This is a genomic window from Flavobacterium reichenbachii (genome assembly GCF_002217435.1).
GTDB classification, from domain to species: Bacteria; Bacteroidota; Bacteroidia; order Flavobacteriales; family Flavobacteriaceae; genus Flavobacterium; species Flavobacterium reichenbachii.
On the sequence record NZ_MUHF01000004.1, the window covers coordinates 14639 to 27654 of the forward strand.

The following is a 13016-nucleotide window of genomic DNA, read 5'->3' on the forward strand; positions in this document are numbered from 1 at the left end:
TCTCTCTAATCTATTCTCTCAATTTCTTCCTCACTTTCTTTCTTACTATCCATTTCCCCAAGTTCTCCTTCGTATTGTGTGTGTGCGGTTCTGGCATCATAACCTAGTTCCTGCAGGTATTTTGAGAAGATATCAGAATAACCGTGTGTACAAATTATCTTTTCTGCTCCGGTTGCTTTGATGCTTTCTAATAATCCTGTCCAATCGCAGTGATCGCTTAATACAAAACCGCGGTCTACGGCGCGACGTCTTCTGGCTCCTCTAAAAGCCATCCAGCCACTCGCAGAACCGGTTACAAAAGGAGTCATTTTCCTGATCCAGGTGCTTCCGTGAGCACTTGGAGGCGCAAGAACTATACTTCCTAATAAATCTTCTTTTTTAACTTCTGATGTGATTCTGGTTGTTGGAGGAAAATCTACCAAAGGACGCAGTACATTTGTCATATTTTCTATGGCTCCGTGGGTATATATTTTTCCGATATCGGTATCGAGATATTTTAAAAGTCTTTGTGCTTTTCCTAATGAATATCCAAAAAGAACAGACGTTTTTCCTTCGGCACGATTTTCTGCCCACCAATTGTTGATGTCGGTGATGACTTCGCTTTGCGGAAGCCATTTAAAAGCAGGAAGTCCAAAAGTGCATTCTGTTATAAAAGAATGGCATTTTACGACTTCATAAGGCACAGAAATTCCGTCGTCTTCGGTTTTATAATCTCCTGTAAAAACCCAGATTTCACCTTTATATTCTACTCGGATTTGAGCTGAACCAATAATATGTCCGGCTGGATGAAGTGAAAACGTAACTCCGTTTATGGTAAAAGTTTCATTCCAGTTTTTTCCTGTAACATTTATTTCGCCCAGACGATGTTTTATAATTGGCACATTGGTATGATGTGTAATATAATTTTTATGTCCCCATCTTGAGTGATCTGCATGACCGTGTGTAATAATAGCATTGGTTACGGGACGCCACGGATCCAGATAAACATCGGCCTGCTGGCAATATATTCCTTTATCGTTAAATGCTAGTAATGGAGGATTCATGTTTTATCTGGTTTTAAAGCAGTGATCTTATTATAATTAAAAATTGAAAGCAATTATAAATTTAAAATAAATGATTACGGTGCTTTTTTTGTTTTCAAAACATTAAATTTACTTCACTAGACGCCCTCGGGCTTTACAAGATTGTTTGCCGTTATTACAAAACTTCAATAGATAAAGAAGCATAAAATAAATGCTTCTGGCTTAAACCTTCACTAAATGTATTTAATTTGACTGATCGTGACTTTTAAACAAACTGTCTAAACCAGGTCTCTTTGCTAAATACCATTTCAACAATAAAAAAGTAAAAAACTGATAACCTGTATAATGCAGTATTATAATCGAAATAGAAATCCAAGGATTTGGCAAAAAAGGATCATCTGCAAAACTTTTAACAAGCCATTGTTTTCCCAAAGAATAATCCTTTGAAAAAATTAAGATATTGGTAAGATTACCAGATAAATGAAGTGCTGTTGAAATGTAAACAGAACCGCTTCTAACGAGAGTATAGGCAAAGATAAATCCCATACAGCCTGTCATAAGAAAAACCACGATCATAGCTGTTGGATTACCAAATAACTCCCACGAAAACCAATGGTAAATTCCGAAACTGATAGTTGAGATTATTATGGCATAATTTATACTGAGCTTATAACATATCAAACAAAAAAATGCACCTCTAAAAATTAGTTCTTCGAATAAAACGGAGCGAAGAAGAAACAGAAAAGTATCAGAAAAATTATTTGCGGTAAAAGATGCATTAATCTGATAAGGATTTTCTACTATTTCAGCCACAATAAATTCGTAAAGACACCAATAGAATATCGGCCAAAAGAATCCGACAAGAAAATCGTTAGAATGCTTTAGGCTTACTTTCAAATTTAAAAGCAAAAAGTCTAGTTTGTAATACTTTAACACCAAATAAGAAAGCAACGATAAAATAAAAATACCCAGCATAAGAATTGTTTTTTTTTCAAAATTATTACATTTGGGTTATGCTGTGTGCCGTCAAATGCAAATGGCGTTTAAATGACGTAAGGAAATGAAAGAACAAAATCAATCTCAGGCACAGTTAATTAAGCAAGCGCGCCTCGCAAAAGGTTATACGCAGGTACAGCTTTCTGAAATGACCAGAATAAGTTTACGTTCTATACAGCGAATTGAAAATGCAGCGGTAGTACCACGCTTGTATACTTTGCAGATTCTGGCCGAAGCTCTCGATTTAGTATTGCCAATTCAGGAAAAACAGGATCTTTCGTCAGCAGAAACAGAAAAAATATTACCCATAACAAGACAGCATCAATTGGAAGTAAATGTAATAAGGCTTAAAAAAATTATTATTGCGATCGGAACGGCAATTGCCGCAGTTTTATTTGGAGCAGCTTTTCTATCACAAAATAAGAACTTTCCTGAAACTCATTTTGAAATGTTTCTTTTCTGGGGATTTGTCACTGCAGCGTATCTTCTTGTAATGTCTTATTATTTAGATTTTTTTTCTAAACCGCATTTTAAAAATATAAAATGATAAAAGCGCCGGCAATTCTAATGAAAAGGCCAGCGCTTTTTGAAATTTATGTTTCTATGTGTTAAAGTGTATTTTTTTAAATCTGATCCAGCGAAAACATGTTTTTTTATTTTGAAGTTGAATACGAATATGGAAAATCTCCAGCTGCTGTACCTCGCTGAACATTTGGAGAATTAGTCATCTCAAAATTTAATTCGCCTCCTTTTAAAACATCAAAATGGTTGATATAATTTTTGCTGAATGGCGCATTATTCCATTTTAAATCCTGAACATATTTATTGGTTTCAGAATTATTGGGAGCATTGATAATTAATTGTTTTCCGTTTTCTAACTGCAAGATTATTTTCTTAAATAATGGCGCGCCCAAAACATATTCGTCTGTAGCCGGACAAACAGGATAAAATCCCATAGAAGAGAAAATATACCACGCAGAAGTCTGGCCGTTATCTTCATCGCCGCAATATCCGTCTGGAGTTGGTTTGTACAAGCGGTTCATTACTTCTCTGGACCAATATTGGGTTTTCCACGGTTCGCCTGCGTAATTATACAAATAAATCATGTGCTGAATCGGCTGATTTCCGTGTGCGTATTGTCCCATGTTCATGATCTGCATTTCGCGAATTTCATGAATTACAGATCCGTAATAACTATCATCAAAAACGGGCGGTGTTGTAAATACAGCGTCTAATTTTTCGGTAAATTTTTTAGATCCTCCCATTAAGTCAATCAATCCCTGAACGTCATGAAAAACGCTCCAGCTGTAATGCATAGCATTTCCTTCTGTAAAAGCATCTCCCCATTTTAACGGATTAAAATTGGCAGGAAAACTTCCGTCTTTGTTTCTGCCGCTCATCCATCCGATTGATGGATTATATAGCTTTTTATAGTTCATCATTCTTTTTTCGAACAAACTGATTTCTTTTTTAGGACAATTTAGAGCTTTTGCCAGTTTCCAAATTGCAAAATCATCATAAGCATATTCTAAAGTTCTGGCCGCGTTTTCGTTGATTTTTACATCATAAGGCACATAACCTAAGGTGTTATAATACGAAACTCCTTTTCTGCCGACAGCATCCATCGGCCCTTCGTTATTGGCTCCATGAACCAACGCTTCGTACAAAGTATTGATGTCGTAACCGCGTAAACCTTTCATATAAGCATCTGAAACTACAGAAGCCGAATTGTTTCCAACCATTACATTTCTAAATCCCGGACTTGACCATTCTGGCAGAAAACCGCCTTCTTTATAATCGTTAATCAAACCTTCCTGCATTTCTTTATTGATGGAAGGATAAACCAGATTTAAAAGTGGATATAAGGCACGAAAAGTATCCCAAAAACCTGTTCCTGCATACATATAACCCGGAAGAACATTTCCGTTGTAAGGACTGTAATGCACCGTTTCTCCTTTTGCATTGATTTCATATTGCTTTTGAGGGAAACAAGCCGCACGGTACAAACAAGAATAAAATGTTTTTAGCTGTTCTTCGCTTCCTCCTTCTGCTGTAACTTTTCCTAAAACTTTATTCCATTCTTTTTTAGAGGTTTCAACCGTTTCAGCAAAAGAAGCATTTCCTAATTCTTTTAAATTGAGTTCTGCTTGTTCCGGGCTGATAAAAGACGAAGCTGTTTTTACGTTTACGATTTCACCTTTTTTAGTTTTAAAACCTACTACAGCACCTGCATGATTGTCCTGCAATTCTAATTTATCTTTTTCCAGACCTTTATCATTCCAAGTGGAATTTGATGCAAACGGTTTATCGAAAACCAGAACAAAATAGTTTTTGAAATTCGTAGGAACTCCTCCGCTGTTGCGCGTGGTATATCCTATAATTTTATTTTCTGACGGAATAATTTTCACGTACGATCCTTTATCAAAGGCATCAATTACGATGGAAGACTGTTCATTTTCTGGAAATGTAATTTGAAAATGAGCAGCTCTTTCGGTCGCTGTTATTTCTGTTGTAACATCATAATCTGCCAAATACACGCTGTAATAATATGGCTTTGAAACTTCTGCCTTATGACTGAACCAGCTTGCTCTGTCCGCTTCCGCGAAAGCCAATTTACCTGTTACCGGCATAATCGAAAACTGACCGTAATCGTTCATCCACGGCGATGGCTGATGTGTTTGTTTAAATCCTCTGATCTTTTCGGCAGTATAAATATAAGCCCATCCATCTCCCATTTTACCAGTCTGCGGTGTCCAGAAATTCATTCCCCATGGTCTGCAGACTGCTGGATATGTGTTTCCGTTAGAAAGACTGTGAAGTGACTGGGTTCCCATTAAAGGATTTACATATTCTACAGGATCTAAAGTTTTAACTTGTGCATTTACAAAAACGCAGCATTGCAATACTCCTAAAAAAATTAAACTCTTTATTTTCATGTTCTTTTTTTATTATCCTAACAGGTTTTAAAAACCTGTTAGGTATTTATATTGATTACTGATACCGATTATCAAACCTAACAGGTTTTTAAAACCTGTTAGGAAACTAAATCCTACTTCAAAAATTAAAGTGGTCTGTCTTCTTTTTTTACTCCAAAAGTTGTTGACGGTTTGCTTCCCATAAATAATTTCAGCTAAAGTTTTAACTTGTGCATTTATAAAAACGCACCATTGCAATACTCCTAAAAAAAAATTAAACTCTTTATTTTCATGTTCTTTTTTTATTATCCTAACAGGTTTTTAAAAGCTTTTAGGTATTTATATTGATTACTGATACCGATTATCAAACCTAACAGGTTTTAAAACCTGTTAGGAAACTAAATCCTACTTCAAAAATTAAAGTGGTCTGTCTTCTTTTTTTACTCCAAAAGTTGTTGACGGTTTGCTTCCCATAAATAATTTCAATTCACCACCTTTTACAATCATATCGTGCGTAATATATGATTTTGTATATGGCTTTCCGTTATATTCTGCTTTCTGAATGTATAGGTTTGCTGCGCTGTTGTTAACTGCGGTTAGTGTAAACGAAATATCTTTTTTATAATGTATTACGGCATTATTTACCAGCGGACTTCCTAAAACGTAAATTCCGTTTGCCGGATTTACAGAATAGAATCCCATTGAGGAAAAAATATACCAGGCCGACATTTGTCCTAAATCTTCATTGCCGCACAATCCGTCTGGTTTGGTCGAATAGAATTTTTCATCAATTTCGCGGATTAATTTTGCCGTTTTCCAAGGTTGTCCTGCATAAGCGTACAAATACGGAATATGATGATTTGGTTCATTTCCTTGCGCGTATTGACCTATTAATCCACTGATATCCGGAGAAATATCTTCTCCTTCTACTTTATCTGTGAGTAAGAAAAGTGAATCTAATTTGGCTAAAAATTTATCTTCACTTCCAAATAAATCAATTAAACTATAAGGATCCTGAGGAACAAGCCAGGTATACTGCCAGGCATTTCCTTCTACATAATCGTCTTTACGATGCGCTGAAGAAAGCGGATTAAATGGTGTTCTCCAATTTCCATTAGACAATTTACCTCGCATAAAGGTCGTTTCTTTATCAAAATAAAGCTTGTATAAATTGGCTCTTTTCGTAAAGTAATCATAATCATCAGTTCTATTTAAGGCTTTGGCCATTAATGCAATACAATAATCATCGATTGCATATTCTAAAGCGTTGCCTACAGATTCCAACAATTTATCGGCAGGAATATATTCTAATTTCTGCACATAATCCATTCCTTCACGCTTCTGCATGGCTGTTTTTTTGACTGCCTCGTAAGCCAATTCGGTATCGTAATCGCGGTATCCCTTTAGATAAGCGTCGACAATAACAGCAATGGAGTGATTTCCGTTCATGGTATTGGTTTCATTTCCCATTAAATGCCAGACTGGAAGTCTTCCCTGCTGCTGGTAAATTGCCAAAAATGATTTTACAATATCATTGATTTTATCCGGCTGTGTAATTGTATATAAGGGATGTAAGGCACGATAGGTGTCCCAAAGCGAGAAAGTGGTATAATTGGTAAAATTTGCTTTTTCGTAAACTTTTTTATCCGTTCCTCTGTAATCGCCGTTAGCATCATTAAAAATAGAAGGTGCAAACATGGTATGATACAGGGATGTATAAAAAACTTTCATTGTTTTATCGTTTCCTTTAATCTGGATTTTGTTGAGTTCTGTATTCCATTTTGAAGTGGCTTCTTTTACTGTTCCTTCAAAATTCCAATTCGGAATCTCGGCTTGTATATTCGCGGAAGCGTTTTCATAACTTACCGGAGAAATACCCACTTTTACCAATACTTGTTTGTTTTTTGAAGTAACGAAATCCAGCACGGCTTTCATTTTTAAGCCTTCAAATTCAGTTCCTTTAACTGCTGTAATACTATCATACAACGCCATATTTTTTATAGGCTGCGAAAATTCCATTGCAAAATAAACGCGCTGATCTGCTGCCCATCCTGTAGAATATCTATATCCTGCAATTTTGGTGTCGCTGATCTTTTTTATAAAGGTTTTTACAGGTTTGTCCCATCCTATTCCATCTGCAAGATCCAGTAAGATATGAGCGTCATTTGCAGATTCAAAAGTATATTTATGAAAACCCACTCTTTCGCTTGCGGTAAGCTCTGCCTTGATTTTATATTTATCTAATAATACGCTGTAATAACCCGGTTTGGTTACTTCATTTTTATGAGAGAAATATGAGCCGTAGCCCGTTTCCATATCTGTTTTTGTTCCTTTGGTAAGTGCTGTTTTTCCTGAGAATGGCAATAAAAGAATATCATTCAAATCTCCGATTCCGGTACCGCTCAAATGGGTGTGTGTAAAGCCTAAAATAGTGTTGCTGGAATAGTTATAACCACTGCACCAATCCCAGCCTTCAAAAATATTAACGGGCCCTAACTGAACCGCTCCAAAAGGCACATTGGCCCCAACAAAAACATGTCCGTGGCCACCAGAACCAATTAATGGATCTACATATTTTGTATAATCTAAACTGTTTGCTTTTGTTTTCTTTTCCTGCGACATCATTTCACTGCTAAAAAGCAGGTTTAAGGCTAAAAGTGCGCTAAAAAATATCTGGTTTATTCTTGTCATTTTTTTTATTCTAAAATTCTGAGATGCTAAAGTTCTAGTTTTTTTCTGAAATAACTGCTTGTAAGCATACAATAAAAAATAAGCCGGGCACGTACAACCCGACTTATTTTCACTAAACAACCAAATACTTATTGTTTGTCCCACCAAACTCTAGTGGTCATTAAATCTAATCCCTGACGCTGAATTGCTTCTCTGTAGTTTGCAGCATTTGTGATAAGCTCAGATTGATCGTAAATTAATCTTCTCGGAATCGTTCCATTTGTTTCTCCTGTAGGATCATTTACCGGAACCAAAACCGGATAACCCGTTCTTCTGTATTCAGAAAATGCTTCAAAACCATTAAATAATAATACAATCCATTTTTGAGTGATAATCTGCTCTATTTTTTGTGCTTCTGTACCAGCTGTTTTAAAAGGATACGTCGTGATGTAAGTATTGTATTCCGCAGCGGTAACAGCAGGAACTTTATCTCCAAAAATGGTTAAAATATCCATTGCTGCTTTTACACCAGCTTCGTAATACGTTTGTGCAGAACCGCCAACATTCCATCCTCTAACTGCTGCTTCTGCCAGTAAAAATTTTACTTCGGCATGAGACATAATCAAAGTTGGTGCATCATAACGTAAAACTGTCGATGTGTTTGGATCTGAGAAAAGTTTTTTATCTCCTCCCGGAAACTCTTTAGCATCATTGGCAAGACCTTGTTGACTTGCTGGTGAATTATCTCCTGTTGCTTCTAATTTTGCGTAAATTCTTAAACGAGGATCATTAGTGTTTTTTAATAAATCTATAAAAGTTTTACTGAATTTGATGTTTGATTCTCCTCCGTTTAAGTCATTTCTAACCCATGAAGAAGTAATAGGATTTGTTTTTACTCCTGCCGGACCTGCATCATGCTTCAAAACAAGGCTGTCATCGTTTGATGTAAATACACCTTTTGCATATGCTTTTTCTACATATTCTTTTGCTTTAGCAGGATTTACTTTTGTTAAACGCATTGCTACACGAAGCATTAACGAATTGGCAAGTTTTTTCCATCTTGCTACATCACTTTGATAATATAAATCGGCTGCGCCAACAAAAGCTTTATTTGCATCTAATGCGTCTCCAGCCTGATCTAATTCTTTTAAAAGATCATTATAAATTGCTTCCTGAGTGTCATATTTTGGCGAAAATACATTTCCTGTATATCCTTTTCCTGCGTCAAAATATGGAACTTCTCCATATGTATCGGTCAATTTTTGATACATAAAAACTTTCATGATTCTAAGTGCCTGAATCATGTTTGAATTTTCCGGCGTATTTTCTACCACAGACAATAATTGATAAATCTGGTTTAATCCTTTACCATATGTTTCGCCAAAAAGAGCTGCAGAATATTCTGAAGAATAAGTATATTTTGAACCAGATCCTCCTAATGAAGAAAACTGCTGTACAATTTGTGCAGCATAGATATTGTTTCCTCTAGTATTAGAGAAATCCTGTCCGTCAACATAAATCTCTGCAAGTGTAAACATAGATTTTATTGCAGGATCTGTCAGAGCATTGGGATTCGTATTCATTTCTTCGAATCCTTTATCGCAAGAAGACAGTGTCATGGCACCAACAACAGCGATACAAAATGTTTTTATATAGGTATTTTTCATTTTTTTAATATTAGAATTTGACATTAAGAGTTACTCCATAATTTCTTGTCAAAGGCATAGAAGCTCTTTCAAGTCCTTGTGCATTACTGTTAGAGTAATTTGACTCTGGATCTATGTTTGGCACTTTGTCATAAATGGTCCATAAATTGTGTGCAGAAAAAGCTAAGCTGATAGCTTGAAACGGGGTATTTTGAAGATATGTTTTCGGAAAATTATAACCAAATGATATCGCTCTTAACTTAACAAAATCAGCATCGTACACAAAGTTTGATGTTACATCACTGTAACTTCTCCAATAATCGTAAGCAGATACAGTCTGGTTTACAGGATTACCGTTTACATCTGTACCAGAAACTGCTACGCCTCCTTCACGACCCGGAAGTGTAATTTCTGATAATCCGTAGCGTGTTCCTAACTGATTGGTTGCAGAATAGATTTCTCCTCCAAATTTAGCATCAACAAAAACAGACAATGTAAAGTTTTTATAAGTAAAATCATTTGAAAGTCCCATCGAAGTTGGTGCAACACCTTGTCCTGCAATGATTAGATTTCCTCTCATAAATTTACCATTAGTATCGAGTACAATATTTCCGCTTGCATCTCTTAAATAATCGTAAGCTTTAATTACTCCAAAAGGCTGTCCTTTTTCTAAAACTACAGAAGCTCTTGCATCTCTGTTTCCTTCTAATGATTTGGTTGTAATTTTATCAGAAAGGCTGATCACTTCACTATCGTTGTAAGCAAAATTATATCCTACACTCCAAGAGAAATTTGGTGTTTTTACAGCTTTTACATTAATTGCAAATTCAACTCCTTTATTCAGGATTTCACCCACATTAATTTTAGTTGTTCTAAAACCAGACGCCTGCGAAACATCTGCATCTGTAATATCATTAGTTGTTTTTTTATGGTAGAAAGTCAAATCTGTACTTACTCTGTTATTGAAGAATGTATTTTCGAAACCAAATTCGATTGTGCTTACATTGTACGGTTTCAAAGTTCTGTTTGGAATTGTTTCTCCATTAATACCTAAAATTGGCTGTCCTAACGAATCTGTCTGTCCGTCTGGAGTGGTATAAGTCAATGCCAAAGCATATGCTTCCGGCAAAGCTCCTCCTACGTTACCCCATCCTGCTCTAATTTTACCATAAGACATCCACTCTGGCATTCCGATAACTTCAGAATAAATAAAACTGGCACTTACAGAAGGATAAAAGGTACTGTTGTTTGCTGGATCTAATGTTGAAAACCAATCCTCGCGACCTGTTAAACTTACGTATAAGAAATCTTTGTATCCTAAATCGGCAGAATAGAAAAGAGAATTTACTTCACTTTCAGAAAACAATTTCTCTGTTTTATCAGGCTGTGTATTTCCATAAAAATATTTAAACGGCACAATAAAATTATTTCCTTTCATTTTAATACCGCTGTATCTGTTATGCTGACGGTTTGCACCAACAAAAGCATCCAACGATAAATTTTTAGCAATATCGCCTTTGTATCCTAAATACCCAGAAGCATTGACCTCAGAACGAGTTTCATTTCTGTTTTCGATAGAACCTCCCGGGCTGTAGTTGATTCCTGTAGGTTCAACTTCATTATATTCGTAATTAATATCGTCGATACCAATTACACCTTTTGCGTAAATTTTATCGGTAATATTATAAGTTACTTTTGCAGAACCAATAAAACGTTTTCTAAGATCATTGTTTAAATCTTCTTTTGTAGCAAAATAAGGATTGGTATGATATACGTTGGCTCCTAAATAATCTTCTTCACCTCCATTGGCGTCGTACGGATTGCTCAGCAGTCTAATATCTGTACCCGGCGTCATGAAAGTAGTAGGAAAAGAAGGGTTTCTTGGCGAATCATTTAGATACGGTCTGTTATGACTTTTTTCAGAAACATATTGAGCGTTCGTTTCTACATTTATTCTTTTATTTAAAGCTGAATTTAAACTCAAAGACACATTATTTCTTCCGAAACGTGTTCCCGGCATAATCGATTCATCTTTAGTATTTCCGAAAGACAATCTAAAATTTGTACTTTCATTTCCTCCCGAAATTGCCAGCGTATTGCTGAAAGAATATCCGGTTCTGTAGAAATTTTCTACATTGTCTTTTCCGTAAGCCTGATAAGGTTTTGTTGTTCCGTCTATTGCAAGAGAAGGTGTTCCATCATATTTATCACCCCATGCAAAATAGTAAGAATCTCTAAGTTCTTGTAAATTAGTAAATCTTGTCGGAATACCATTAGCATCTGGTGCACCTGCTCCGTATTGATCCTGCCAATTCAAAAGACTTGCCGGAGTATTAAAAGTAGAGTTTGTGCTAAAATCTACTCCAATTCCTGTTCCGTTTTTACCTTTTTTTGTTGTAATCAAAATAACACCATTCGATCCTCTGTACCCGTAAAGAGCAGAAGCTGCACTACCTTTTAGCACAGACATAGAAGCGATATCATCCGGATTAAAAGACGACATTCCGTCTCCTTTATCTACACCTCCGTACATACCTGCATTTCCCTGCTGGCTGTTGTCTATCGGAATACCGTCTACAACATACAAAGGCTGGTTAAGTCCAGATGCCGATGTTGCCCCGCGAATGACAACACGACTTGAACCAGATGGCCCTGTTACTGGCGCAGAAACATTTACCCCGGCTATTTTTCCCTGAAGTGCATTTCCTAAATTAATCTCTTTATTTTTGGTAAGCTCTTCGCCTTTTAATTCTCCAACTGCGTAACCTAAACTTTTCTTTTGTTTTTTAACTCCAAATGAAGTTACCACAACATCTTTTAATTCCTCTGTATTATCTTGTAATACGATAGAAATTTTAGTCTCATTTTCCTGAAGCACAACTGATTTTGATGCGTATCCCATAGAAGATACCTGCAGCGTAACCTTACCTTCTGGAACATTCATCTTAAATCTTCCTTCGGCATCTGTAATTGCGCTGAATGGTTTCCCCTGAACCTCGATAGAGGCTGCAACAACTCCTTTGTTCTGTGCATCTGCCACTGTGCCTGTTATTAGTCGGTTTTGTGCCGCGGCTCCAAGGCTGCTAAACAATACCATTCCTAAAACTGCTAAAATTTGTTTCATAAGCATTCTTTTTTGGTTTATTTGTTTTGATTGTTATTCTTACTTCTGTTTTAATAATTAATATTATTCAACGCTGCTTTAATAAAAACTATATAGATAATGATCTATATTCCTTAAATTGTACTAAAAATTCTAATCTTAAATATTAAATTATCAGTCTTATCTTGTGCTTTTTTACTAAAACGTTTTAGTAAAATGGGTGTAAAAGTTTCAATTTTATGTATTTCACTTATTTTAAATTTTATTTATTTTTGATATTAAATGAATTCTGTAGAAATTGATTCCTGGCTTTTATGGTCTTTTCTACTCTGAAAAGAATTAAAATCTGCCATCTAAATCTGCCGTTATATTCCTTAAAAAACTGCAGCTTCTACTTCACCATATTTGATTTAATTCTATTGATAAAAGTTGTTAATTAAATCTTAAACTACACTTACAAATATAAATTAAATATGACTTACAAAATCGTTTTAGTAAAATTTATTACTCACTAATCACTTTTTTAATACTAAAATATAGCATAATTATCAATAAATATAGTATTTAGCTATTTAATTTTTACTCCATTTTTTTAAACAATTTGCCTTATTTTGCTAATTTTTTTAACATTCAGAGTTTTATATAACGTTTAAAAACAAAAAAG

At 35.3% G+C, this 13016-nt stretch carries 7 protein-coding genes; 1 reads left to right on the forward strand and 6 read right to left on the reverse strand.

Features of this window, described 5'->3' with window-relative positions:
- Positions 1-5 precede the first annotated feature (5 nt).
- Complete coding sequence (locus tag B0A68_RS05085; protein ID WP_035689767.1) at positions 6-1043, reverse strand: ligase-associated DNA damage response exonuclease; 1038 nt, start codon at positions 1041-1043, stop codon at positions 6-8.
- A gap of 222 nt (positions 1044-1265) precedes the next feature.
- Complete coding sequence (locus B0A68_RS05090; protein WP_165571368.1) at positions 1266-1919, reverse strand: CPBP family intramembrane glutamic endopeptidase; 654 nt, start codon at positions 1917-1919, stop codon at positions 1266-1268.
- Positions 1920-2082: 163 nt separating this feature from the next.
- On the opposite strand from B0A68_RS05090, the gene B0A68_RS05095 reads away from it, so the two are divergent.
- The gene (locus B0A68_RS05095; RefSeq protein WP_051892948.1) at positions 2083-2565 is read left to right on the forward strand and encodes a helix-turn-helix domain-containing protein; all 483 of its coding nucleotides are present in this window, start codon (positions 2083-2085) and stop codon (positions 2563-2565) included.
- A gap of 106 nt (positions 2566-2671) precedes the next feature.
- Here the strand turns inward: B0A68_RS05095 and B0A68_RS05100 are convergent, their stop codons facing one another.
- From B0A68_RS05100 to B0A68_RS05115, 4 genes are all read right to left on the reverse strand, one after another.
- Positions 2672-4954: a GH92 family glycosyl hydrolase gene (locus B0A68_RS05100; RefSeq protein ID WP_035689768.1), complete on the reverse strand. Its 2283-nt coding sequence runs from the start codon at positions 4952-4954 to the stop codon at positions 2672-2674.
- Between the two features lie 396 nt (positions 4955-5350).
- A complete protein-coding gene (locus B0A68_RS05105; protein ID WP_035689882.1) occupies positions 5351-7624 on the reverse strand; it encodes a GH92 family glycosyl hydrolase in 2274 nt (757 codons plus the stop codon).
- Positions 7625-7752: 128 nt separating this feature from the next.
- On the reverse strand, positions 7753-9270 hold the full coding sequence (locus B0A68_RS05110) for a SusD/RagB family nutrient-binding outer membrane lipoprotein (protein ID WP_035689884.1): 1518 nt from the start codon (positions 9268-9270) through the stop codon (positions 7753-7755).
- A 10-nt stretch (positions 9271-9280) separates the two neighbouring features.
- Positions 9281-12373: a SusC/RagA family TonB-linked outer membrane protein gene (locus B0A68_RS05115; RefSeq protein ID WP_240475336.1), complete on the reverse strand. Its 3093-nt coding sequence runs from the start codon at positions 12371-12373 to the stop codon at positions 9281-9283.
- Between the last annotated feature and the right edge of the window lie 643 nt (positions 12374-13016).